Below are 26,027 nucleotides of genomic sequence, written 5' to 3' on the forward strand. Positions count from 1 at the left end.
ATAGGCAATATATTGCCGCAAGGCTTCAATTTATCAAGCTTTCATCTCTGCCCTGTTAACTTATAAAAGCAATTGCAAGCTATCTCATTGGCTATCGATTTCAAACCTCATTATTCACAAAAGCTCAAAATTTTTCAGTACTTTCCATGACAACGCTCATTGTCATTTATAGTAGCTTTTGCTTGATCGCCATTAAAAACTTTACACAAAATTTGAGCAAACAAATATATTTTAAGCTAATTGTGTTAAAGTCCTCTCAACTATCCTTCCAATTCCATTTTATATTTATTTTTTATGGTTAGTAATTAATTCAATTACATCATCAATTGCAATCGGCATGCTAAACGTATTGGATTGCAAATATTCGCAATTTGCTTCCTTTAGCATAATGGCAAGACCTTCATTTTCAACACCTTCAGCAATAACCTGAAAACCAAGATCATGAGCCATACCTATGAGTGAGCGCAACAAAATATTTTGCTTTGGTCGTTCATTATTAAGCAAAGAACGATCTAGCTTTATGATGTCAAATGGAAAACGCACAAAGTAAGAAAGTGAAGAATATCCTGTACCAAAATTATCAAGAACCAAGCCAACACCTAAACCTTTAAGACGCTCGAATAAAGATACTGAAAGTTCAGGATTTTGCATAAGAACAGCTTCTGGCATTTCAATCAATAATTGTCCTTCTCGCAATGGATTACGAACCATCATAGATTGAATGCTAGCTACGAGCTCATTGCGCAGTAGATCAGCACTAGGCAGGTTGACCGAAACAAAATACCGGTTGCCAGGAAATTTTTGGTTTAGCAGCATTATGCCTTGTGCTGCGCGATGAAGCACAAAATTTGCCAATTCCAATGTAATTCCCGCGTTTTCCGCTGCCGAAATAAAGTCTTGGGTAAATAATGTACCTCGGCTTGGATGATCCCATTGCAACATTGCTTCAAAGCCGACCAAGGTGCCATCGGCAATTTTTAACACTGGATGATAAACGACATAAAGTTGATTATGGTTCAAGGCTTCACGCAATTCATCATCAATGGAGCGCTTTTCGATATTTTGGCTACGGAAAACCGGCCTAAATGGCTCGATTTTATTACCACCATTATATTTCGCTGCAAACATTGCTAAGATAGCGTCATTCAAACGATCTTCAGCCGGTGCATTACCACCAAGCCAGGGTAAAAGCCCAATAGAAGCTGTTAACTGCACTTCACGCTTAGCAAAGCTGATAGGCATATTTAAAGCTTTTTTTAGATTGATCGTAAAATTTGCAACCTTTGAAAGATCGCTTTGTGAAGCGAGTAAAAATGCAAACCTATCTGAAGATATACGGCTCAATGTATCTAATGGTTTAAGATGCCGAGCAAGACGCCGCGCCATTGCAAGCAAAAATGTATCGCCAACCGACAATCCGTAACGTTGATTGATTGAACGGAAATTATCAAAATCAATAATTAACAATGTTGGCTTTAAATCTTCATCATTTTGAGCTAAGTCGCAAAAACTTTGCAAGCGATCAAGAAATAATTGTCGATTAGGAAGACCGGTTAAGCTGTCATAGATCGCATTGTGCAATAGACGCTCTTCAGCTTTCTTATGCTCGGTAATATCCATTAACATGCCGACACAACGAATAATTTCGCCGTCTGGCCCAATGACAGGACGTGCCCGCAACGAAAACCAACGATATTGACTATCCCCTGCCCTTAATCTGAAAGTTTGATCTAACCGTCCTGCACGCGTATCAAGAATTGCATCAAGGGTCATCCGGAAACGATCTCGATCATCGGAATGCATAGCTGGTAGCCAATTGCGCATCGGTCCAATAAGACTTTTTGCTGCGGACCCAATATAAATTGATAAATCTGGAGTGGTAACAACGCGGTCCCTTACCACATCCCAATCCCATACGATTTGATCCGTTCCCATAACGGCAAGTGCTTGTCTTTCAAGGTCAGAAAAAATACCCTGATTACCAGCACCGCCAGAAAATGCGTGCTGCATAACAGTAAAGCTAAGCAATAATACGATAAGGACGAGGCCACCAGCTAAAGCAGGCTGCACGATATCGTTTTCAAGCTTTCCAGTAACTGCAGCATAGGCAGCAAACAACCAAAGTATGAATAAAATCCAACTTGGCACCAACATAATAGCACGATCATAGCCGCGAATGGTGAGGTAACAAATAAGCAAAACACCAATTAATGCGGTTGCACCAAGAGAAACGCGGGCAAAACCAGCAGCTTGAACCGGATCAAATACCACCATGCCAGCAAGACCGCAAAGGGCTCCAAGCCACAATACAATACCGAAACTAAAATGATAATGCCAACGATGTAAATGAAGGTAGGTAAAGAGAAAAACTAATATTGTGCCTGCTAAGGCCACCTCTGTTCCTGCCCGCCATAGTGGTTCAGAATTAGGAACAACATTTAAAAATTTATTTAAAAAACTAAAATCTACACAAATATAACCAAGTACCGCCCATGCAAAAGCTGCGGTTGCAGGAAAAAGCGAGGTACCTTTAACCACAAATAAAATGGTAAGCAGCAAAGCTAGAAGACCAGAAATACCAAGTAATATTCCACGATACAGCGTATAAGAATTAACTGTATCCTTGTAAGCATCAGGTTCCCACAAATATAATTGCGGCAAATCACGTGATCCAAGCTCTGCTACAAGCGTTACAACAGCACCGGGATTGATTGTAAAGCGGAAAACATCCGAGTCTGGACTAGCCTGACGTTCTAAAGTAAACCCCTCACTTGGAGTTATCGATCGTATCCGAATAGAACCTAGATCAGGATCAAGTAAGCCAGAACCTGCTAGCCGATAATGGGGTGCTACAATTAACCTATCAAGCTGTTGGTCGCTTGGATTGGCAAGAGTTAAAACAGCCCAATTGCCTTGCGAGTTTTCACTATTAGCTTGCACTTCAATCCGATGGATGATTCCTTCTGGATCAGGAGGGGTTGAAATACTAAAGCTCGAACCTTGATCAAGGTTTATTTCAACTAGCCCAGAAAGGTCAAGGGCGGCACTATCAGGTGATATTTTAATTGGATCAGCAGCATTAGCAGCTATTGATAGGCCAATTAGCATAAAGAATAAAAGGATGAAGCGCATAAAAAAGCGAATTATAGCCAATTGGGGCCTCCGACACTTTTTGCATTATCAAGCTGTTTGCATATAAATGCATGTTTAGATAAAGGCTTTCGGCTTTGGCTCGGCATTAGACCAATTATCCCTTTATATTAGAAAATTTAGGCAAATCACCTTGCCCGATTTTAATAAATCAATAAAGACCCTTTGCAGGGCTTTCAAGCTATTTAATGGCAAGCAACCCAGAAAATTATAAATCATGACGATAGCACTTCTTTAATTTGTCATGCGACCATAAGCAATACATCAAAATAATAAATATTTTAGGAACGCCCCTATTTTTATTGTAGTTTCATTTTATTGTGGTTTTATGGGGAGTAAAATGATTACTGACCATACAGATGATCAATCGGAGCGTTTAGCACCCATCATTGCTTATAGACGAACTGGACAGTGTGGTGGTAATACAAATAACCGCAGCTTTATCAACGCCTTGATCTGGCAAGCGCTCAGGTCGGCGTTAGTGTGACCTTCTAGCTTGTTTTGGCCCTTACGGAACAGTAAATCGACGCGAATAATTGCGGATTGAAAAGAGTTTCCTACCTGAGCGGTTAGAGAAAATTGCTATAGAGCCGGCCATCATATGACTGATGCTTGATGCAAGATTTGTTCATGCTTATGCTCAATCAGCACGAGCGCGGAAAAAGGAAGGCCTTGATGCCCATGAACTTAGTTATTCCAAAGGCGGCTTAACTAGTAAAATGCATGTTGCTTGAGATGCTTTGAGTACACAATTATGTCCAATTGTGACTTAAAACTATTTTAACTTACGAAATCGTAATGGCATTATGCAAGTTAACAAGCAGTGAGAATGCTTAACTGCAACATAGCGCAGCGCTTCTTTTAAACTGCATAATTTTTGAATGTATATTTTAAGATCCGCTCAATAATTATATCTCAATTTAAATATAAGATTTATAAATTATTGAAAATCGTTTTGGGCTGTATTTTGAACGGCGTTTTTACCATTGCGTTTTAGTTTTACGCCAACCACTGGTATCATATCTTCAGAAACCTTAACCGATAGGGTAATATTCATTGTATCATTATCAGCTAGATGCGCGGTCATCGTACCATTAATATTTTCTCGCACTAGACCAAAAACCATATGTTTATTGCTAATACGCCCCGAAATGATATCCATGCCGTCAGCCTTGGCACCATTATTAAATGCGCCTTGATAACCTTTTTCAATGCGTGCAACACGAGCTTTGACGCTTTGGCTAAAAATGCCTACACGGCAAGAACCATCCAAGACCATACCAACCTTTGCCTGTTCCTGCACACCTGAAAATGTACAGGTAAAGCGCGTACCTTTATATTTCCCAGCAACAACTTCACCTGGCCCGGTCCATTGCCCTTCAATTTTTTTAAAAAATACTTCCTCGGCGTCTTGTGCAGCACCGTAAGCGGAAGAGGCACATATGACAGCTGCAAAAAGCGGCAATAAAATTTTTTTCATTTAAACAGCTTTCCTTTTATCAGCTTCACATTAGCTTACAACCATGGAGCATCCAATTAAAGTAACAATTAAATGCATTTAATATCAAGCATCAAGATTTAAATTAAAGAATAATAGTTGAGATTCTTATGGTTAAAAATCGCAAAAAATGGTTAATAAGATATTTCAATTGCTAGGCTAAATAATAATTATTCCGCTTTAATTATAAAAGAACTTGGCCTTAGATCAAATTACATTATTAATCTTTGTTTGAAAAACGAATAAGATCACCGGCAAAATCACCAATACTGGGACGTTTTTCACCATCGAAAGGAAAAGGACGAAGTGCATCCATTGCTGCAATTCCTATACGGGTTGTCATCAACCCATTTACAACACCTTCACCTAGTTTTGCCGACAACCTCGCTGCAAGTCCCTGCCCAATGAATTGCTGTATAAAACTATCACCTAATGCAATAGTACCAGTTACAGCTAAATGAGATAAGACTTTACGCAATATGGCAATAAAACCAAACCGGCTTGGTCTACAACCGTAAAGCGACGCTATAGCGCGAATAAGCTTAGTGGCTTCATAAAAAACATAAATAATATCAACAAAGGCGCGCGGACTTACTGCTGTTACGACTGATACACGCTTAGCAGATGCCAAAATTAAACTACGTGCTTCTTTATCTAAAGGACGCAATATTTCAGCCTCTGACAAATGAATAAGCGCGCGACCATCAATGATATCACCTTCAAAAGCAGCAATTGCTTTGCGTCCATGCAGAGTTAACGCCTGCCCTTCAACTAAATTATTAAGTGCATGGATTGCTTTTTTCGCTTCTTTCATGTCATCGCGCATAACGGCATCGCGAGCCTGCCGCCTTATTTCAGATACCGAGCGTAAACGTATAATTGCGCGCAATTCATTGAAAATAAAAATAATGAAAGCCAAGAGCCCTGTAACTGCAATTACAAGCGCAAACCATCCAAGAGCTACATAGCGAGAAAATAAAGTACGGACAAGATCATCAATCCATAGGCCAATTGCTAAGGATAATAATATGCCAAGAGCGGATAAAAAAATCTTACTCCACGTGAAATATTGCTTATTGCCCTGCTCTTCCTGCGCTAGCACGTCAAGATCGGCTAATTCAGCCTCATCAAAGGGATCTGCTGTTATATTGATAGTTTCAAGATCAGAAATGGCCCTTGGCCTACGCTGTGTCATGCAAGGTAATCTCCAAGCAAAAATTCCAAACTACGATCCAAACGAATATGCGGCAATGGATCAGTCGCTTTAACAATTGGTGGGCGAAACCGGATAAAGCGAATATTCATCTTTTTATCATGATCGACAATATCTTGAGGATCTTTTGGCAAATCACCGGGAAAAATTGCAGTCTCTGTTTCGCCATCAAAGCAAACGCCATCAATTATTTCACCTTCTAATGGTGTCCCAATAATTATAGGTAGTTCTTCATCGCCAATTTTTGCCAAGGCTTCACGGGTGGTGCGAACTGAAGCCATGGCTATGCTATCAGTTTTAACACCACGCAATTTTGCATTTTCAAGAGCATTGAGTGTTAAGAGCTTAATAATTTTTTCCAGCCTCTCATGGCTTTCATGATGAAGTTGATCTGCCTTTGTTGCTGCAACCACAATTCGATCTATTTTGTGGCTAATAAGTTGACTCGCCCAATTATTAGCACCTGAACGAAAACATGATAGAATTTCTGTCAAAGAATTTTGCAGGTCTTGCACAGCATGGGCACCCGAATTAATCGCTTGCATCGCATCCACAAGAATGATTTGCCTATCTAAACGAGCGATATGATTTAAAAAAAATGGCCTAATCACGTGCTTTTTATAAGATTCATAACGCCGCTCCATCACAGATGCCAAAGAGTGAGGCTCAAATGGTTTATCGCTTAAATTAGGCAAAGGTGCAAAGGTAAGCGCAGGCGAACCATCAAGATCGCCAGGCATTAAAAAACGACCCGGTGGCAACATGGAAATTGCACTTTTATCTTCCTTTGCCAACTTTAAATAAGTCTTAAAAACCGAACTTAATTGATCGATGATATCATCGCTAGCCTTTGCAAAGCTATTGACGTGGTGGGCTGCACCAAGCCAATCACTTGCAAATTCCTTATGTAATTTATTATTTGCGCGCTCAAAAGACTCTTTTGAAAATGTCCGATAATCCTTTGCCAGCAAAGGAAGATCAAGCAGCCATTCACCAGGATAATCAATGATATCAATAGTTAACTTTCCACGTGAGAAATATTTACTAAATGTAGAATTTGATTGATACTTTATTGTTAATCGCAATTGTGATAATGAGCGAGTAGAATGGGGCCACTGGCGCTTTAATGCTAAACTATCTATATGCTTTTCAAACTCAAAACGAGGCAATGTATCGTCTGGTTGATGCTCTATATCAACGGATATGATACGCTTTTGTGCTATAGCTTTAAAAAGTGGCAAGCGCCCACTTCTTAGTAAGTTCTGAATTAATGATGTAATAAAAACTGTCTTTCCAGCGGTAGAAAGTCCAGTGACACCCAGTCTTATAGTTGGATGGATAATTCCTGAAAAACGGTCAGAAACAGTGTTAAGGGTCATCCTAGCTTCATCGCCAAAAGATGTGAATGATGCCAAAGCGATTGCCCTTCAATGATGGTAATATAATTAAATGAGATTGCTTAGATATAGTGAGATTAGCGATAGTGATTTAAAAAAAACACAAACGACGCTAAATTGCTTGTTCTCGACGTTTTTCTAATATTTCCATGGAAACAGGAGTTAATTCAACAGATTCACCACAGCCACAAGCCGAAGTTTGATTAGGATTATTAAAAACAAATCCTGTCCTAAGGGTGGTTTGCTCAAAATCCATTTGCGTACCAAGAAGGAAAAGAACAGCATCACGCCCAACAAAAACTCGGGCTCCGTCTTTTTCAACAATATCAAAATTTCCCTCATGCTCCTTCATCAAATTGATGGTATATTCCATTCCTGCGCAGCCACCCTTTTTTACACCAACATGGATACCTTGGGCATCAGGATTATTCCCCATAATTTCTTTGATACGCTCAACAGCACTGTCTGTTAGAGATATAACGGCAAAACGGCTCATTTATTCAACCTTTCAATTCGTGTTATACTTAGTGTGGCTGATTGACAAACGCAAGAACACCATCAATATTTTAATTAAACGACAAGATTTTAATCAGAATACGAGGCAGGCAATATAAAACAAGATGAAGCTTCTGACAATTTCAATCGCATGCCTTTTTACCAACAAAATTGCCATCCCATTGTCAGGCAGTGGCGATTTGCCGCCATGGACACTTACCGCGTTACGTTTTATCTAGAAGAGATTTAAAATAGACCTAAACATAAAGCATTCAATCAAAAACCATGAAAACACATTTAATAAAATATTTTTTGCCAGTTGCATTATTTATACTCCCTCCTCTTGCCACGGCGCAAGAGCCATTAGGCGATATTGAGCGCGGCTCAAAAATATATAAACGATGTGCTGTTTGCCATTTGATCGATAATGATAAAAATCGTGTAGGTCCATCATTACAAAATATTATAAACCGCACTGCGGGATCGCTTCCTAATTTTCGTTATTCGCCAGCAATGAAAAAAGCTGGAGAAGATGGCCTTACCTGGAATAAAGACACGTTACGCGAATTTTTGCTTGGGCCTCAGGCGATGATAAAAGGCAACAGAATGGCTAATATAAGGTTTGCGTCAGGTGAAAACCTTGATGACCTCATCGCTTATATTTTAAAAGAGTCATCTAACAGACCACAATAAGTTAGGCTTCTCCCCCCTATGACTGCTCAATATTTACATATAATGATATGCGAACCGTCTTTAAAAACAAGATTATTCATTTTTCTTGTTATTAATTTGAAATTTTTCGCTTGCCTTTATCAGCTTCATAATCTATTGCTTCGGTCGGCTCGGAGCGTAGCGCAGCCCGGTAGCGCACTTGACTGGGGGTCAAGGGGTCGTGGGTTCGAATCCCGCCGCTCCGACCAATTTTCCAACCAAAATTAAATCTAGCTATGGAATTAATATAGAACTGTGATAATGAGAAGCTATACTCTCATTGTTTTGCCTGTTTATGTTTTTTTAGTTGTTACATTTTAATATAGGCGTTTTCTATAAAGAAAAATCAAACTAATTATAAAAACATTCTTAGCAATATTTAATATGCTAAGGATAGCTTTAAGATTTATGTAGAAATTTCAGTAAAGCATAGAGAGCCAAAAAATTATCTATAATTTATATTTGCTTATGCGCATTTTCTTTTGAAAATCACTATAAATTAAAAAAGACCCATCATTTATTATGATGGGTCTTACATTAAGAGAAAAAAACTAATTATCTAAGTTTACTTAGTCTTCCAAAGCATAACAAGCAATCCCTGCATCTTTCAAGCTATTACATGCTTGCCACGCAGCAGTTTTAGATTGAAAACCCGCAAAGCGTGCACGATAATAACGCTCATTACCTTGATCAAAAACAGCAAGGAACGGATCTGTGCCAGCTAAAGCCTGTTGACCTGCAGCTGCCGCCTTTGCCAAAGCCTCATTTGCCTCAGCAGTGGTGGATTTTGATCCAACTTGAATAACCCAACCCTTTTTAGAGTTACTAATCGATGAAGTAACAACGGTGTCCAAATCATTAGGCACGGGAATAACATCATCTTGCGGAACAGCTATAATCTCACTATTAATCGTATTAGCAACGACATCTTCCACAGCTACCTGTTTATCATTGACATTTGACTTAACAAAACTTGCTTTAAAAACCGGCTTTGGTGGATTTTTAATTGGTGAGCTTTCAATTACAACATCATTAGCCGCAGCAATTGCCGGTGGTAGTTTTGCACTACGTGAAGCGAGAGCTGTTAACAACGCAGCATCATGCTCACGATCGGTTACGCTCGTAACCTCAACATTTTCAACAGGTTGAGCCTGTGGCTTAACATTATTGTTGCGCGCAACAGGTATTGGTGCTTCATGGCCTTGAGGCAATTCAAAACTGCGGCTAGCCAAAAGCGGTGCTACGCTACGTTTTCCTGTCCCACCATCAATATAAGTAAGCAATAGTTCACGCATATGCTGATCACGCAACGCACCCGAACGACCACCCATAACTACGCCAACAATTGATTTATTTCCAATTCGCATTGAAGTGGCAAGATTAAAACCAGACATACGCGTATAACCTGTTTTAATGCCATCAACACCCTTCATTGCACCAACAAGACGGTTATGCCCGTTAATTGTCTTACCACGAAAGTTAACACTTGTAGAAGAAAACCAACCATACTGGCGTGGAAAATGCTCACGCAATGCGAGTGAAAGCAAAGCCATGTCACGTGCAGTCGTGTAATTGCGTGGATCAGGCAAGCCAGATGCATTAACAAAATTACTATTCATCATACCAAGACGACGTGCTTTTGCAGTCATCATTTGCCCAAAACGAGCTTCTGAACCACCAAGATATTCAGCAATTGCTGTTGCAACATCATTTGCCGAGCGCGTAATCAAAGTTCTAGCTGCAATTTCTGCAGGAATCGTTTGACCAGGCTTAAAGCCAATTTTTGTTGGGGGACGTGCGGCGGCATAAGCAGAAACAGGAATAGGTGTATTTGGTGAAATGCGCCCTGACTGCATGGCTTCAAACAGCATATAAAGCGTCATCATTTTCGTTAGCGATGCAGGATAACGCTTTGCATTAGCATTTTCCTGAAAAAGAGTTTTACCCGAATTTGCATCAATAACAATTGCAGCATATTTATCAGCATAAACCCCTTTAGGAGCAGCAGCGGCAATATTTGCACTTAATGACAACGCAACAACTGCCATTGTTGACTTGCAAAAAAATGATGTTAATTTTTCAATAGTTTTACGCACATCTACACCCTGCATTAAGCATTACACTTCAGCGCTAAAAATTCGCTTAACGATGATTTGGTGTTAGATTAGTGCAAACAGCGTTACTAATCCGTTTACGCACATTCAAATATAAAAGCTTTTTTAAAGAAAAATCATTTTTATAGCGAGAACAAAAAGAGAAAAGAAAAAGGCAAAAAGAAAACAAACCATAAACATTATTTAAATAATCTTTTAAAAACAAAATATTAAAAAAAATTAACCATATTACAAATTAGAATTTAAACATTGAGACAATGATAGGGTTATTATTTCCATAGTTGCAATCATCCTATAAGGGAATAAAATCACGGCAAAATAAGACATGAAAGGTTTTAAGAATGTTCTCACCCAAGGACGCAAAAATGGGGAAGCTTCATATGCAGAAGGACAGTGCAAACAATGGCAATGAAAGTGATTCTGAAATTGCTGTTGAGGTTCGTACGCGCCCAAAAATAAAAAAGCCAAACCTTTACCGTGTTATTCTTCTTAATGATGACTATACACCCATGAATTTTGTGATTGATATCTTGATTGAAATTTTTCATAAAACGATAGACGAGGCAACAGCTATTACCTTTTCCGTCCATCATCTTGGTGCCGGTGAATGCGGCATATACACCTATGAAATCGCGGAAGAAAAAGTAAGTCAGGTTATAGACCGTGCCCGATCTGAACAGCACCCACTTCAATGCATCATGGAAAAAAAATAAGTTTTTGAAATGACCTTACATATATTGGACGCAGCAAAGATCATATGGTCAACAAAAAAACATAAAACAGATGATTTATATAGGTTTTTATTTCTGATAATAGTCCTACTGCTAACATGATTGGTTAAATGACTAAAACTACCTTGCTAGATTTTATGTTATTTTCCATCCCCATAATTAGCATAAGGAAAAACCGGAATTACGGCAAAATTCGGCTTTATAGAGTTAACCAAAATTGAAATATAAAACTACCAAAAAATTGAAGCATCACAAATGCGCTATAAGCGCAATAAATCTACATCGTTAAATTTTACAGCCAATATTATTATAAAGATTTTAGATAAAACACTTGAAGAGACGCAAGCAATTACCTATTCTGTACATCATCTTGGTGCTGCAGAATGTGGTGTTTACACATATGAAATTGCTAAAGAACAGCTTGTCCAAATGCTTCAGCTTGAATATTTGGCGCAATACCTTTCTTTACGGCATAATGGAAAATAAGTGAGGTTGTATGCCATCTTTTACCCCTGGCCTTGAAATGGCTTTACACCGCGCCTTAACATTTGCGAATGAAAGTCGCCATGAATATACGACATTGGAACACCTTCTCCTTGCATTAATAGAAGAAGAGGATGCGGCAAATGTTATGCGTGCATGTGGTGTTGACCTTGATATTTTAGCTGCCAGAATAAAAGATTACATTCAATCTGAGCTTGATAAACAAGTTATGGCCGATGACCATGATACTAAACCAACAACAGCTTTCCAACGGGTAATTCAACGAGCAGTTATTCATGCCCAATCAGCAAGCAAAGACGATGTAACGGGTGGCAATGTTTTAGTTGCTATTTTTGCTGAGCGTGAAAGCCATGCAGCATTTTTTCTACAAGAACAGGAAATGACCCGATATGATGCCGTGAATTATCTTTCCCATGGCATTGCGAAGGCTGGCAGTATTCCTGACAACATGATCTTTTATGAAGATTTTGAAGTTGGTGATGATGACGACACTGAAACAAAAAGGACGCCTGATGCACTGTCATCTTATTGCGTCAATTTGAATGAACTTGCAAAAGAAGGTAAGATTGATCCACTTATCGGTCGCGACAGTGAGGTTAACCGCACTATCCAGATTTTATGTAGGCGTTCAAAAAACAATCCACTTTATGTTGGAGAGCCTGGCGTTGGCAAAACTGCGATTGCTGAAGGATTAGCAAGACGCATCGTTGACAAGCAAGTACCAGAAATTTTAGCAGACGCTACAATTTTTTCTTTAGATATAGGTGTATTATTAGCAGGCACACGTTATCGCGGAGACTTTGAAGATCGTTTAAAGCAAGTTGTGGTAGAACTTGGCAACCATCCTGGTGCCGTGCTCTTTATTGATGAAATTCATACAATCATTGGCGCTGGCGCAACATCTGGTGGCACGATGGATGCGGCTAACCTTTTAAAACCAGCTTTGGCGTCCGGTGCAATACGCTGTATGGGGTCAACTACCTATAAAGAATATAGGCAGATTTTTGAAAAAGATCGAGCACTCGTTAGACGCTTCCAGAAAATTGACGTGAAAGAACCAACAGCGAGTCAAGCATTAGATATTATGAAGGGTTTAAAACCCTATTTTGAAGATTATCACAATGTTAAGTTCACTGATGAGGCATTAAAAGCTGCGGTTGACCTTTCGGCTCGCTATATTTCTGATCGGCAATTGCCAGATAAAGCAATCGACGTCATCGATGAAACAGGTGCTGCACAAGTTCTTTTACCTGAAAAGAAGCGTAAAAAGACTATTACTATCAAGGAAATTGAAGCAACAATTGCGAGTATGGCACATATACCACCCAAAACGGTATCTCGTGATGATAGACAGGTTTTATCAAACCTTCTCAATGAGTTAAAGCGCGTTATTTATGGACAAGATAAAGCAATTGAAGCACTTACTGGCTCAATTAAGCTTGCTCGGGCTGGCCTTCGCGAACCCAATAAGCCAATTGGTAGCTATCTTTTTTCAGGACCAACTGGTGTTGGTAAAACCGAAGCGGCTAAGCAGCTTGCCTCATCATTAGGGGTTGAATTGTTACGTTTTGACATGTCAGAATACATGGAACAGCACTCCGTATCACGTTTGATCGGTGCCCCTCCAGGTTATGTTGGCTATGATCAAGGCGGCTTGATAACCGATGCAGTTGATCAGCATCGCCATGCGGTTTTACTGCTTGATGAAATTGAAAAAGCCCATCCCGATGTCTATAATGTGCTGTTGCAGGTTATGGATAATGGCAAGCTTACAGATCATAATGGTAAGCAGATTGATTTTCGCAATATTATTTTGATCATGACGACCAATGCTGGCGCATCGGATTTAGAAAAGGCTGCAATTGGTTTTGGTGATACGCGACGCACTGGTGATGATATTGAAGCAATAAACCGGCAATTTACGCCTGAATTTAGAAATCGCCTCGACGCTATCATACCATTTGGACCACTGGCAATGCCTGTCATTCATCAGGTTGTACAAAAATTTGTTATACAACTTGAAGCTCAACTTGCAGATCGTGGCATTACCTTTGACCTCACCGATGGCGCGATTAAATGGTTGGCTGAAAAAGGTTATGATGCACGAATGGGCGCTCGTCCTTTGGCACGAATTATACAAGAGCACATTAAGAAACCGCTTGCCGATGAAATTCTTTTTGGAAAATTGCGTAAAGGTGGAACTGTGCGAGTTGCATTGAACAAGAATAATAGCGGCATTGCCCTTGATATCCTGCCGGCTGATACACCAATTCGTGCCCCTAAGACAAATGACAAAAAAAATGAAGATGCTTGCCTTGGCGACGCATCCGACGAAAGTGAAAGCAGCCTATAATTCGTATCAATTTTAAATTAACCCATTGAAATATATATTTTTTAAATTTCTATAAATAAGCCAAATATATGTTATTGCCTTTTGGGTTTGAGATTTTGAGAAAAAAATATCACAAAAATGTTTTTAGCAAAGTTATATCTGCTTTGCTAAAAATGCTTTGACTTTCATTTTCATCATCAATTTTCTTTTCAACTATTTGATCTAATTCTATTAGCTATCAAAAAAATTAGGATAAATATAATGCGCGAGAAAATATCCGGCTCTCAATTGGAAAAGGGGCTTGATGCCCTCGCCACTAGATTTCATGCTAATTTTAGTCGCAATGAATCTGTCTGCTCAACCCACACCCATACAATTACTACACTTCCTCACCAGCTACCCGATGCGGTGGTTTATGTTGAAAATACTCAAGATATGCAAGATGTAGTGGTAATTGCCAAACAATATAATCTTCCTATCATCGCATTTAATGCAGGTACATCGCTCGAAGGGCAATTAAACGCACCATTTGGGGGCATTAGCGTTGATTGTTCACGCATGGATAAGGTGATCGAATTTAACCCAGAAGACATGACTATAAGCGTTGAACCAGGTATTACGCGCGAAGTATTAAACAGCTGGTTGCGCGACAGTGGTTTATTTTTTCCTGTTGATCCGGGTGCAAACGCCTCTATTGGCGGCATGGCATCGACCCGCGCATCTGGTACCAATGCTGTACGCTATGGCACCATGAAAGATGCAGTTCTAAGTGCAGAGGTGGTTATGGCTGATGGCAGGCTTATTCGCACCGCTAGCAAAGCAAAAAAAAGTGCTGCAGGCTATGATTTAACTCATCTTCTTGTTGGATCTGAGGGTACATTAGGATTATTTACTGCTATCACCTTAAAACTACACCCTATCCCTGAAGTTATTGCCAGTGGTGTTTGCACATTTGATAGCGTTAAACATGCGTGTGATGCGGTAATTGAAATGATTCAATGCGCCGTACCGATAGCGCGTGTTGAATTAATGGATCAAATTCAAGTTGCTGCTTGTAACGCTTATTCAGGTTTAGACCTTGAACCGCGTCCAACTCTCTGCCTTGAATTTCATGGTGACAGCGCTGGTGTAGACACACAAATCGCGCTTTTTGACGAAATTGCCAAATCCCATAGCGGCTTAGATTTCATCCATTCGCGAGATCCGCAAGAGCGGACAAAATTATGGACAGCGCGCCACAATGCGTTTTGGGCAAGCGAAGCTTTAATGAAAGGGTGTGAAATTTTTTCAACCGATGTCTGTGTACCCATATCAAAACTAGCTGATTGCGTGGAAGAAACTCAAAAAGACTTGCAAGAATCAGGATTAATGGGACCTATTGTTGGGCATGTAGGCGATGGTAATTTTCATGTTTTACTTGGATACCACAAAGACAAGCCAGACGAAGTTTCTAAAGCTATGGAGTTTTCTGCGCGCTTAAGTGAAAGAGCTATTGCTTTTGATGGGACCTGTACGGGGGAACACGGCATTGGCCAACGCAAAGCACCTTATTTACGTAAAGAATTTGGCTATGGCGTCGATTATATGCAATTGATCAAGCAAGCACTTGATCCGCAAAATATTTTAAATCCGGGAAAATATGGCTTTAAAAATTATTAAAGGCATTTTTCATATTTTCATATTGCCTTGCATTAATGTTTAATTTTTAGTCTAATCAAATAAAAATGCCGAGACATCAAAACCTTGCCGGCATTTTTACTTAATATCTTTATTTAAATCGATACTCTAATATCTTGTTAATTAAACAAAATACAATCAATCATCTTTCCATGCTTCGATCATCACATCGCTGGTTGAAACAGGTTCAAAGCCTAGCTTTTGATATAGCTGTAAAGCACGCGGACTATCAAGCGTGTTAGTTTGGATTATTACTTTTTGCGGGTCTAAATCCCAAGCTGAAGATAAGACTTCATTTAAGAAAAATCGTGATAACCCACGTCCTTGAAACTCTTTAATCAAACCAAAATATAACACTTCAGCAATAGGCATGTTACGCAGGTTAAGCTCCGCAAAACCTGCAGGACAACCATTAATATATAAAATATAAATTACAGTATTTGGTGATTGGATAATATCAATTAATTCTTGATCTTTTAACTTGCGTCGTACGGACCAGTGATGCTCCTTACCTATTTCGCGATATAAATAACGATAGAAATGAGCGGGGCATTGTTCCGCTTTCATGATCGCGAGCGTCATACCGATGGGTAATGGAACGCTATTATTACCGCGTGTTTGCATTTCAAGATGTGTAACACGAGCAGCAAGATATTGGGGAGATTTTTTAAAAACCATTTTTTACATTTCCAAATCTTCATCTGTAACAACAGAACTATCAACTAATGAACCCCATTCGCTCCACGAGCCATCGTAAAGTCGTACATTTTCATTTCCTAACCCTTGTAGTGCCAAGGTTAAAACGGCAGCAGTTACACCCGAACCACATGTCGTCACTACAGGTGCTAATGGATCTATTCCTGCACTTTTAAAAATTCCAAAGATTTCTTCGTTCGACTTGAATTTCCCCTCGTCAGAAAGCAAGGAATAGGGAACATTTTGAGCATTTGGCATATGCCCGGAACGTACCCCTTCTCTTGGTTCCTTTTCTTCGCCAGAAAAGCGTTTCTTTCCGCGCGCATCAGCAATAGCAACATTGCCATCACCCACAATACCGCGCATTTCATCGATTAAAACAACTTTGGTAAGATCAGCATTAGCATTAAATATTTTGGGGGTGATAATTGTGTCATTACTAGTTACAGGACGCCCTTCCTGTTGCCAAGTTTTAAAACCGCCATCAAGCACATAGACTTTTTCTGCGCCCATCAAGCGCAATAACCACCATGCACGCGGCGCAGAAAAGAAACCATCACCATCGTAAACGACGATGGTATTTTTTTCATTTATACCAAGCGCACCAAGCGCTTTTGCAAAATACTCAGCATCAGGCAATGTATGAGGCAAGGAGGAATTGGGATCACTTAAAAGATCATGATCAAAAAACACTGCTTCAGGTATATGCGACCTACTATATTCTAAGCGACCATTTCTATTGGCTTTGGGTAAATACCAAGATGCGTCAATAATATGAATATCACTTGCACCCAATTGGCTTTCCAACCAGTCTGCAGACACAATAAAAGGATTGTTGTGAGACATTGCGTTTCCTTCCCTAATTATTCCTATATTACGCCTTTCTTGTTAAAAATCGAGAACAATTTAAGAGAGAATATGCGATTCATTCCCCAATGATAAGGACTGAGAAAAAACCTAAATATGATTTTTGAGATTATACAAAAGGAACATTATATTGTTGCGCTTTATCTAGCCATTGCGGGATTGGCAATGATTTTTCGCGCAAGAATTGTGGATTATAGAGTTTTGATAGGTAGCGGTCACCATAATCACAAAGCATGGTAACAATGGTTTTGCCCTTACCTAATTCGCGCGCTAAAGAAATAGCACCGGCGATATTAATACCTGATGACCCGCCAAGGCATAAGCCTTCATGTTGAGCAAGATGGAACAACTCAATAAGCGCATCACTGTCACTGACCTGATAAGAAAAATCAGGCAACAAACCATCAAGATTGGCGGTTATACGCCCTTGCCCGATGCCTTCAGTTATTGAACTACCTTGAGATTGCAATTGACCGTTGGTGTAAAAAGAATAAAGGGCTGCGCCATAAGGATCGGCAAGACCAATTTTAATCGCTTTATTATGCTCTTTTAAGCCAATAGCCGTACCTGCCAAAGTTCCGCCAGAGCCGACAGAGCAAATAAACCCATCAATATTGCCTTGTGTATCGCGCCAAATCTCTTGAGCCGTTGTTTTAATATGGGCTTCACGATTAGCAATATTATCAAATTGATTAGCCCATAAAACACCATTTTCAGTGGTCTTTTTTAAACTCTCGGCAAGGCGGCCCGATAATTTAACATAATTATTGTCATCACGATAAGGCACTGCTGGCACTTCAATAAGCTCGGCCCCCTGCAAGCGCAGCGCGTCTTTTTTTTCCTGTGATTGGGTGTTTGGAATAACGATAATTGTTTTATAGCCTAAAACCGCCCCCACAAGTGCAAGACCAATGCCGGTATTACCTGCTGTTCCTTCAACAATAATGCCCCCCTTTTTAAGTTCGCCCTTGCGTTCTGCATCAAGAATAATCGATAAAGCTGCCCGATCTTTAACCGATTGACCAGGGTTTAAAAATTCTGCTTTACCCCAAATTTCGCAACCTGTTAACTCACTTGCGCGGTTTAAACGGATAAGCGGCGTATTTCCAATAAGATCGAGCACAGATGTATCAGCCACGTTTTTTCCTTTAATGTTGAGGTTTGAGCATTTTGGCGACATAAATTTGCAACAACAATTTATATCTTTTTGGTAAACCTCACCAACAATAAAAAGTAAACATCATGCAATCAAAGAAAAATATACCACAAATACAATATTATATGACAAATTCCATCAAATATCGAGATCAATCAAAAAAATATTCCATTCACAAAGGGCACATAAATACCCTTTGTAAAATACCCTATAATGCAAGTTATGAATATAAAATACTCATAACTTTAAAGATAATAATATGACGCCGCCAGCAATAAAAACAACGCCAAGCCAATTAATACCAGATAGTTTTTCACCAAGAAATGCTACACCAAAAATCGCGACTAAAATAACCGATAATTTATCAACCGGTGCAACCCTTGAAGCATCGCCGATTTGCAAGGCCCTAAAATAAGCAAGCCATGAAGCACCTGTTGCAAGCCCTGATAAAACGAGGAACAGCCATGATTTAGCTGATACTTCACTTGGCTTATGCCATTGATCGGTAAGGGTTAAAAACAGGCAAAGTGCCGCCACAATAACCAGCGTGCGTATAAAAGTAGCAAAATCAGAATTAATGCCATGAATACCAACTTTTGCAAAAATTGCGGTTAATGCTGCAAAAACTGCTGATAAAACTGCCCAAAACTGCCAAGAAGCTGCCATTTTTAAAACTCAACCCCCTTTTGTCCTTTAATGCCTGAGCGAAACGGATGCTTGATGAGCTCCATTTCAGTAACAAGGTCAGCTTCATCGATAAGCTCTTGCTTGGCATTGCGGCCAGTAATAATGACATGCTTCATGAATGGGCGTTCACGCACGGTTTCAAGCACTTCTTCTAAAGGCAAATAATCATAGCGCAGAACGATATTCAACTCGTCACAAAGCACCATATCGTAATTTTCGTCCAAAATCATTGATTTGGCAACTTCCCAAGCTTCCCGTGCCATGGCAATGTCTTTTTCACGGTCTTGTGTTTCCCAAGTAAAGCCCTCGCCTGCGGCAAACACAGTTATTTGATCACCAAATTTATCCAAGGCCAAACGCTCGCCGGTGGCGCGTGAACCTTTAACAAATTGCACAACACCAATTTTCATATTATGGCCAAGGGCGCGAAAAACCATACCAAAACCTGCGGTTGATTTGCCTTTACCTTTACCGGTATTAACAATCAAAAGTCCTTTTTCGCCGGTTTTCCCCTCATTCATTCGATCGCGGGCAGCTTTTTTTTTCTTCATTTTTTCCGCGTGACGGGCATTGATTTCCTCGGTCGTCATAGTGGTTTTATCCATTTCATTCACCCTTATTTTGTAATTCTTCCAATTGAAATGCTGCTGAATTGGAGCGCCCAACCCAAAGACCACGATCTAAAGCCTCATTTAGCTTTTGTGCTATCTCACGCAGTGCTGCCGGATTTTGCTCAGTTAAAAATGATCGAACCATATCATCATTAATATAGGCATTATAAATTGCTTCAAAATGTTCGCTACGCACGGCATTTGTAGTTGCGGCAAACGCAAAAAGATAGTCAACACTCGCTGCCATTTCTACGCCCCCCTTAAAACCATGTCGCATGGCACTTGCAATCCATTTGGGATTGATAGCACGGCCACGCAATGTGCGGGCAATTTCTTCCTCCAAGGTTTTGATAAGGGGGCGTTCTGGCCTTGATAAATCATTATGATAGATTTGCGGCCATAGCCCTGATTGTGTTGCCGCAGCAGCAGCCATACCACCTTCAAAAGCATAATATTCACCAGAATCTAGTAAATCATGCTCTCTATTATCCTGATTTTGTACCACCAACTGCAAGGCAACCATTCTGGCATTTAATTCCGCGCTTGCCGTTTCCCCCTCACCTATGCCATAGGCATGATCAGAATTAGCAAGCCATGCTTTTCCAAGATCATCTCGCCCATCCCACTCGCCAGAATCAAGAAGCTCTTGTAACCCTGTGCCATAATGACCCGGTTTTGCACCAAAAATACGATAGCCCGCCTTTTGGCTCGCTTGTTGATGGGTTAATCCATCGTCATCCATGAAACGCATCATGTCCCCCTTCATATTGGCAGCAATCGGGTTATAGCCCTCCTCTTCATCAAGCGCACCAACAGCTCTAATGGCTTGGTCAAGCAAAACCAATTGATCGGGAAACGCATCACGGAAAAACCCTGATATACGCAGCGTGACATCAACACGCGGACGGCATAATTTTTCTAAAGGTATAATTTCATATCCCGTCACCCGCCGTGATGCCATATCCCATAAGGGCTTAACGCCAAGTAAAGCTAAAGCCTGTGCAATATCATCGCCGCCCGTGCGCATATTAGACGTGCCCCAAACGGTAAGCCCCAGCGCTTTTGGCCAATCACCGTGATCTTGAACATAGCGTTTTATCAACAATTCGGCAGAGCGAAAACCCAAATCCCATGCAGCAGGGGTTGGCACAGCGCGGTTATCAACCGAGTAAAAATTGCGCCCTGTTGGTAAGACATCAAGTCGCCCGCGCGTTGGCGCACCAGATGGTCCTGGAGCAACAAATTTACCATCAAGCGCAGTGAGCAGGCCATTCATTTCGGCATTGCCGCAGCTTTCTACTAAAGGGCGTAAAAACCTATCAATTTTTTGCAAAATTATTTGGGTTTGTGGCAGCAAGGCTGGACAAATAATAGTTTTTTCAACAAGACTTGCCGCTAATAATTCGATACGCTCAACGCTATCACCGAAGCTACGCCAAGGATCATTGATTAAATCAGCAAGGATTTGAGGTCGCTTACCTTGCCAAGGCGCTGCCAAATCACAATTTAACGGATCAAAACCCAAATCAAGATCATTGGCTATAGCACGATGTAAACTACCATCTTCATTTTGACCCCGTGGAACACGAACCAAAGCCACTAACAGATCAGTCAATTGCTTGCCGGTTGGCGCAGTGCCAAAAACATGCAAACCATCTCTAATTTGTAATTCTTTCAAATCACATAAAAAGGCATCAAGTTTTTGCAAGGCAAGATACTCATCATCGTGCCCTTTAATCCCTGCATCACTGCCAATACCTGTTATGTCAACCAGTTGTAAAATTTGATCTTTCAGCTTCAACAATCGGCGCGGATCGACCCCTGATGCCTCATAATATTCATCCACCAAGACTTCTAAATCTTTAAGCGGCCCATAACTTTCAGCGCGGGTTAATGGCGGTGTCATGTGATCGATTATCACTGCACTTGAACGGCGTTTGGCTTGCGTCCCCTCACCTGGATCATTGACGATAAAGGGATAAATATGCGGGATTGCACCAAGCGCTAATTCCGGATAGCAATTTTGCGACAGCGCCAATGCTTTACCTGGTAACCATTCCAAATTGCCATGCTTACCCATATGCACAATGGCATCTGCCCCATAGACATGACGCAGCCAAAAATAAAACGCCATATAGTGGTGAGATGGAACAATGTCAGGGGCATGGTAAACTTGTTTGGCATCCATACCAAAAGCACGCTCAGGCTGTAATGCAACCACTATTTTACCAAAGAACAGAATTGGAAGCGCAAAAGCATCATCAACAATAAATGCATCCTCCTGTGGGTCACCCCAGCGCTCTTTCATTTCATCTTGGGTGATCTGCGGTAATTGTGCAAATAATTGCCGATAACGGTGAAGAGCAAGGGACACATTAATAATACGACCTTTTACCCCCTCATTGGTGGGCCCTTCGATCAGCTTTTCCATAAGAGCTAGTGGTGTTTCAGGGATATTTTCAACATTATAGCCATTATTTTGTAAAGCATTCAATACCAAATGGGTGGCTGCAGGTGTATCAAGACCAACCCCATGTCCCAAACGGCCATCACCACCCGGATAATTAGCCATAACTAACGCGACATTTCGTTCAATTGGCGCTTTTTTGCCAAGTTTAATCCAATTTCTTGCTAAATCAGCAACAAAATCAACACGATCTTGCTGTATTTGATGGCGAATAATATTGGCTTCCACTTCTTCATCAAAAAATTCTGCCGCTTTAAAGGATATAGCACGAGTTAAAACACGGCCGTCTACTTCCGGCAAAGACACATTCATGGCAATGTCTCGTGCTGGCAAACCACGACTTGATGATTGCCATGTAGCTTTATCGCTACCTGATAAAACCACCTGCAACACCATATTATGATATTTATCAAGCACTGTACCGGTTGTCTCACCGCTTAATGACGAAACAGCAAAACCCGTTGTGTTTAAAATAAGCGCTGGTGGGCACTGGCTTAGCAGTTCATCAAGAATAGCAACACTTAAACTGTCTTTTAAGCTACTTATAAAAAGTGGTAACGGTGCAAGACCGCGCTGCTGTAAAGCTTCCACTACCGCTGCAATTGGCTCAGTCTGCCCACTTTGAACAAGAGCACGATAAAAAGTAATTGGCACAATAGGGCTATTGGCGACTACCCCATTTTCTTGCCATTTATTTTGAATTTCTGTCAAGCTAGGATTTGCAAGATTGGGCCACCAAAGTCCCGCTTTCATCAAAGGTTTTGCACCAATTGGACGTTCATTTTTCCCTAATATAAAACCACAATAATTGAGAAAATTCTGGGCATTAAAGCTGCCACCTTCAATCAAATATTGCCACAAGGCATCGCAATCTTCGCGGGCAATGTTACAAAAACGCAACAAAGTTGGATCTGGTTTATCATCACCTGGTAAAACCACCAATTTAATATCGTGCGCACAAACGGCAGCGTAAAGCGTTTCCAAACCATAGCGCCAATAACTTACGCCGCCAATGACGCGTACAACAATAAGGCGAGCGAATTTTGCAGTTCGCTCAATATATTGATCCACCGACATCGGGTGAGAAAGAGCCATTAAATTGGCTAACCGTAATGAATAAGCCTTATCTAAAAGCGCGGATTTTGCCGCGGCTATGCTACATAGCTCCGTATCGGCAGATGATAGAAAAATTACTTCACCTACCGATTGTCCAAGATCAATTGCCTCATCAGCGTCGCTGATTGCACCTTTTTGCGCCAGTAAAAGATGCATTATTAGGTCTTATCAGCTACTTGCTGAATGGACTTTGTAATTTTTGTAACATCCATATCATGCAATCCAATCACCACTAAGCGACTTAAACCCTTTTCACTTTCATCAAGCGGACGATCATAGTAATGTTCAATACGACTGCCAACAGCTTGAACAACAAGGCGCATAGCTTTGCCTTTAACTGCCATAAAACCTTTAAGGCGTAAAATATCATTGTCACGAATAATATTCTTTAATGTATCAACAAAAAGGATTGGATCGGTGATTTCACCAAGTTCAACCACAAAGCTCTCAAATTCATCATGACTATGGGCCTCCCCTTCTTCATGATGCATTTCATGGTGAGATTTACGGTTTTCAATGTCGCTTTCTGTGCAGACATTTAAACCAAGCACTATATCTGCATCAAGTTTACCAAAATTAGCAGCAACCATATTAGCAACCCGCTCGCCATGTGCTGCAATAGTTTGTTTAACTTCAGCCAATTGTTGCTCATCAATTAAGTCGGTTTTATTTAAGACAATAAGGTCTGCAGCCTTGATTTGGTCTTCAAACAATTCTTCCAATGGACTTTCATGGTCTAGCGATTCATCACTTAAACGTTGGGCGGCAATCTTGTCATGATCATCGGCAAAGCGTCCCTCAGCAACCGCTGCACTATCAACAACGGTAATAACGCCATCAACGGTTACTGATGTTTTAATTTCAGGCCAATTAAAAGCTGCTACCAAGGGCTGTGGCAAGGCAAGCCCTGATGTCTCAATAATAATATGATCAGGCCGCTCGCTACGTGCCAAAATCTTGGTCATTGCAGGTATAAAATCATCAGCAACGGTACAACAAATACAACCATTATTTAGCTCGATAACATCTTCTTCCTTGCAATTTTCAATTCCACAACTTTTAAGCAGATTACCATCAACGCCAAAATCACCAAATTCATTAATAATCAAAGCTATCCGTTTACCATTTGCATTTTCAAGCAAATGACGGATCATAGTTGTTTTACCAGATCCCAAAAAACCTGTGATGACGGTGGTCGGAATTTTGGTTGTAAGCAATGTCATAACTAATTACCCTTTAATTGGATTGGAAGTCCTGCTGCAATAAAATAAACATTATCAGCATAGCTAGCAATTTTTTGATTGAGCTCACCGGCAAAGTCACGAAACTGCCGACCTAGCTTATTGTCCGGCACTATACCCAAGCCTACTTCATTAGCAACAAAAACAAGATGAGATTGATTGTTTTGCAGTTGATTGAGCAAAGTATTTTGATAGGCTGCAATATCATAGTCGTTAAGCATTAAATTGCTGAGCCATAAAGTCAAGCAATCAACTAGAATAATATTGTCCGGGCTATTCAAGTTTTTAAGCGCCGCACCCAACTCTAACGGACATTCTAATGTTTGCCAATGATCTTTTCGTCGTTCTTGGTGTACATTAATGCGAGTTTTCATCTCATCATCGAAGGCTTGTGCTGTAGCAAGATAAATTGCAGTTAAGTCTGTTTGAAGAACTAAATTTTCTGCAAATACTGATTTTCCAGAACGTGTTCCTCCTAGAACCAAATCAATGCGTGCCATATTACCTTCCCTATTATGCTGGGCTGCTTTATTTTAAAGAAATTCTAAAGAGAACAATCTTTTTCTCTATGGTTGTATTCAGGCTCTTCACAAGCTTTATAAATTAAACTAGACCTTATCGGCAATTAAGCATGACTGCGGTAAAACTATATCATTATTTTTTCAAGGCTTTCATATAAAACTCTTGATTAAAAGTGAAATTAATATGGACGTATTTTATGGCTAACCCTATTAACACAATCGAATTAGAAAAAATGGAGCCAATTGCATCACAATCCTATCGCGATGCAATGAGCCATTTTGCTGGTGCAGTTCATATTGTTACAACCGATGGACTTGCTGGTAAGCGCGGCACAACAATTTCCGCCTGTTGCTCCCTATCAGATTCCCCACCCACCTTACTCATTTGCCTCATGAAAACCCATGCCAATAATCGTCTTTTTATCGATAATGGCCGGTTTTGTGTCAATACTCTTGCAGGCAATTTACATGAACTTGCCGACATATTTGCAGGGCGCGGTGGCCTTAGCCAGGATGAGCGTTTTGCCAAAGCTGAGTGGCACAGTATGAAAACAGATTCGCCCGCCCTTGTTGGTGCCCTTGCTTCATTTGATTGCCGTCTTGTTGGCTGGCATGAACATGACACTCATTATGTGCTTTATGGCGCGGTCGTCGATATTAAACGCGAATCCGCAGATGATGCTTTAATCTATCTAAACCGTGCCTACCACCATTTACCATTAACTAAACTACCATAAGAGCCGATTTTTATTTTGGGGGCAGAACAGTGGATAGGGTTGATTTATTTAATTTAAAAGCTTGATTTGCTGAATAAGCTTTCATATAAGGCTAAATTGTTGACTA

General features: G+C 40.4%; 19 protein-coding genes, 1 tRNA gene and 1 pseudogene. 7 read left to right on the forward strand and 14 right to left on the reverse strand.

All coding sequences use genetic code 11. The features are described 5' to 3' along the window. Positions 1–285: 285 nt before the first annotated feature. The 5 genes from H3299_RS06415 to sufA all read right to left on the reverse strand — a co-directional run bounded on the left by H3299_RS06415 (position 286) and on the right by sufA (position 7,754). On the reverse strand, positions 286–3,132 hold the full coding sequence (locus H3299_RS06415) for an EAL domain-containing protein (RefSeq protein WP_182419682.1): 2,847 nt from the start codon (positions 3,130–3,132) through the stop codon (positions 286–288). Between the two features lie 958 nt (positions 3,133–4,090). After that, positions 4,091–4,630, reverse strand: coding sequence for a hypothetical protein (locus tag H3299_RS06420; protein WP_246708167.1), 540 nt, complete (start codon positions 4,628–4,630; stop codon positions 4,091–4,093). Between the two features lie 238 nt (positions 4,631–4,868). Next, entirely contained in the window at positions 4,869–5,843 is a 975-nt protein-coding gene (locus tag H3299_RS06425) for a YcjF family protein (protein ID WP_182419440.1), read from the reverse strand. Further along, positions 5,840–7,276 (reverse strand): YcjX family protein, encoded by a 1,437-nt coding sequence (locus H3299_RS06430; RefSeq protein ID WP_182419441.1) that lies wholly within the window; start codon positions 7,274–7,276, stop codon positions 5,840–5,842. Before H3299_RS06430 ends, H3299_RS06425 begins: the two co-directional genes overlap by 4 nt. Before the next feature lie 94 nt (positions 7,277–7,370). Then, a complete protein-coding gene (gene sufA, locus H3299_RS06435) occupies positions 7,371–7,754 on the reverse strand; it encodes a Fe-S cluster assembly scaffold SufA (protein ID WP_182419442.1) in 384 nt (127 codons plus the stop codon). A gap of 284 nt (positions 7,755–8,038) precedes the next feature. Between sufA and H3299_RS06440 the strand changes: the two genes are divergently transcribed. Beyond that, positions 8,039–8,446, forward strand: a complete 408-nt coding sequence (locus H3299_RS06440; RefSeq protein WP_182419443.1) for a cytochrome c family protein — start codon at positions 8,039–8,041, stop codon at positions 8,444–8,446. Between the two features lie 150 nt (positions 8,447–8,596). After that, positions 8,597–8,673 (forward strand) — tRNA-Pro (locus H3299_RS06445). Between the two features lie 360 nt (positions 8,674–9,033). Here H3299_RS06445 and H3299_RS06450 read toward each other — a convergent pair. Beyond that, on the reverse strand, positions 9,034–10,575 hold the full coding sequence (locus H3299_RS06450) for a D-alanyl-D-alanine carboxypeptidase family protein (RefSeq protein WP_371739814.1): 1,542 nt from the start codon (positions 10,573–10,575) through the stop codon (positions 9,034–9,036). 368 nt (positions 10,576–10,943) lie between these two features. Between H3299_RS06450 and clpS the strand changes: the two genes are divergently transcribed. The 4 genes and pseudogenes from clpS to H3299_RS06470 all read left to right on the forward strand — a co-directional run bounded on the left by clpS (position 10,944) and on the right by H3299_RS06470 (position 15,804). Then, a complete protein-coding gene (clpS, locus tag H3299_RS06455) occupies positions 10,944–11,291 on the forward strand; it encodes an ATP-dependent Clp protease adapter ClpS (protein WP_371739815.1) in 348 nt (115 codons plus the stop codon). Positions 11,292–11,564: 273 nt separating this feature from the next. After that, positions 11,565–11,795 carry an ATP-dependent Clp protease adaptor ClpS gene (locus H3299_RS06460; protein WP_182419444.1) on the forward strand — a complete coding sequence of 77 codons (231 nt, stop codon included), beginning with the start codon at positions 11,565–11,567 and terminating at the stop codon, positions 11,793–11,795. A 10-nt stretch (positions 11,796–11,805) separates the two neighbouring features. Further along, positions 11,806–14,029, forward strand: a pseudogene (gene clpA / locus H3299_RS06465) (ATP-dependent Clp protease ATP-binding subunit ClpA); the annotation flags it as partial. A gap of 377 nt (positions 14,030–14,406) precedes the next feature. After that, entirely contained in the window at positions 14,407–15,804 is a 1,398-nt protein-coding gene (locus H3299_RS06470; RefSeq protein ID WP_182419446.1) for an FAD-binding oxidoreductase, read from the forward strand. 156 nt (positions 15,805–15,960) lie between these two features. Here H3299_RS06470 and H3299_RS06475 read toward each other — a convergent pair whose 3' ends face one another. The 8 genes from H3299_RS06475 to cobU all read right to left on the reverse strand — a co-directional run bounded on the left by H3299_RS06475 (position 15,961) and on the right by cobU (position 25,163). Continuing rightward, on the reverse strand, positions 15,961–16,500 hold the full coding sequence (locus H3299_RS06475) for an N-acetyltransferase (RefSeq protein WP_182419447.1): 540 nt from the start codon (positions 16,498–16,500) through the stop codon (positions 15,961–15,963). A gap of 3 nt (positions 16,501–16,503) precedes the next feature. Further along, positions 16,504–17,364, reverse strand: a complete 861-nt coding sequence (gene sseA, locus H3299_RS06480; RefSeq protein ID WP_182419448.1) for a 3-mercaptopyruvate sulfurtransferase — start codon at positions 17,362–17,364, stop codon at positions 16,504–16,506. A 130-nt stretch (positions 17,365–17,494) separates the two neighbouring features. Further along, positions 17,495–18,523, reverse strand: a complete 1,029-nt coding sequence (locus H3299_RS06485) for a cysteine synthase A (RefSeq protein WP_246708170.1) — start codon at positions 18,521–18,523, stop codon at positions 17,495–17,497. 255 nt (positions 18,524–18,778) lie between these two features. Beyond that, a complete protein-coding gene (locus H3299_RS06490) occupies positions 18,779–19,207 on the reverse strand; it encodes an EamA family transporter (protein ID WP_182419450.1) in 429 nt (142 codons plus the stop codon). Positions 19,208–19,209: 2 nt separating this feature from the next. Then, positions 19,210–19,833: a cob(I)yrinic acid a,c-diamide adenosyltransferase gene (gene cobO, locus H3299_RS06495; RefSeq protein ID WP_246708172.1), complete on the reverse strand. Its 624-nt coding sequence runs from the start codon at positions 19,831–19,833 to the stop codon at positions 19,210–19,212. Between the two features lies 1 nt (position 19,834). After that, a complete protein-coding gene (cobN, locus tag H3299_RS06500; protein ID WP_182419451.1) occupies positions 19,835–23,578 on the reverse strand; it encodes a cobaltochelatase subunit CobN in 3,744 nt (1,247 codons plus the stop codon). A 2-nt stretch (positions 23,579–23,580) separates the two neighbouring features. Next, a complete protein-coding gene (gene cobW / locus H3299_RS06505; protein ID WP_371739816.1) occupies positions 23,581–24,645 on the reverse strand; it encodes a cobalamin biosynthesis protein CobW in 1,065 nt (354 codons plus the stop codon). A gap of 2 nt (positions 24,646–24,647) precedes the next feature. Then, positions 24,648–25,163, reverse strand: a complete 516-nt coding sequence (gene cobU / locus H3299_RS06510; protein ID WP_182419452.1) for a bifunctional adenosylcobinamide kinase/adenosylcobinamide-phosphate guanylyltransferase — start codon at positions 25,161–25,163, stop codon at positions 24,648–24,650. A gap of 218 nt (positions 25,164–25,381) precedes the next feature. Here cobU and H3299_RS06515 point away from each other — a divergent pair, with 218 nt between their 5' ends. Further along, positions 25,382–25,921: a flavin reductase gene (locus H3299_RS06515; RefSeq protein WP_182419453.1), complete on the forward strand. Its 540-nt coding sequence runs from the start codon at positions 25,382–25,384 to the stop codon at positions 25,919–25,921. Positions 25,922–26,027 lie beyond the last annotated feature (106 nt).

Origin of the sequence: Bartonella sp. HY038, from assembly GCF_014117425.1 — a bacterium.
GTDB lineage: Bacteria > Pseudomonadota > Alphaproteobacteria > Rhizobiales > Rhizobiaceae > HY038.